Origin of the sequence: Pectobacterium jejuense, from assembly GCF_026800125.1 — a bacterium.
GTDB classification, from domain to species: domain Bacteria; phylum Pseudomonadota; class Gammaproteobacteria; order Enterobacterales; family Enterobacteriaceae; genus Pectobacterium; species Pectobacterium jejuense.
This window is the reverse complement of sequence record NZ_JAPQKX010000048.1, coordinates 1-306: the sequence shown is the minus strand read 5'-3', so window position 1 is coordinate 306 and position 306 is coordinate 1. Positions and strand designations below refer to the sequence as shown.

Annotated in this window: 1 protein-coding gene; it reads left to right on the top strand. The window is 68.6% G+C overall.

The window, feature by feature from the left end; all coding sequences use genetic code 11:
* Window positions 1–306, top strand: a 306-nt coding sequence (locus NXT09_RS22395) for a condensation domain-containing protein (RefSeq protein ID WP_268581200.1), incomplete at both ends; no start/stop codon positions are given.

Below are 306 nucleotides of genomic sequence, written 5' to 3'. Positions count from 1 at the left end.
AGTGAGTTAAACCGTGAGCTGCCGCTGGCGGAACTGTTTGCCCGTCCGGCTCTCAAGGATATGGCGGCCTCGCTCGGTACGGCCGGGAAGGGGGCGCTGTCGGCCATTGAGCCGCTGGCGGCGGGCGAGATGCCGCCGCTGTCGCTGGCTCAGCAGCGGCTGTGGTTCCTGGCGCAGATGGACGAAGCAGCCGGTGCCGCCTATGTGATAGCGGGCGGGTTCCGGCTGTGCGGAAAACTGGACGTCGCGGCGCTGCGTCAGGCGCTGGATCGGATCGTGGCGCGTCATGCGGCGCTGCGCACCCAT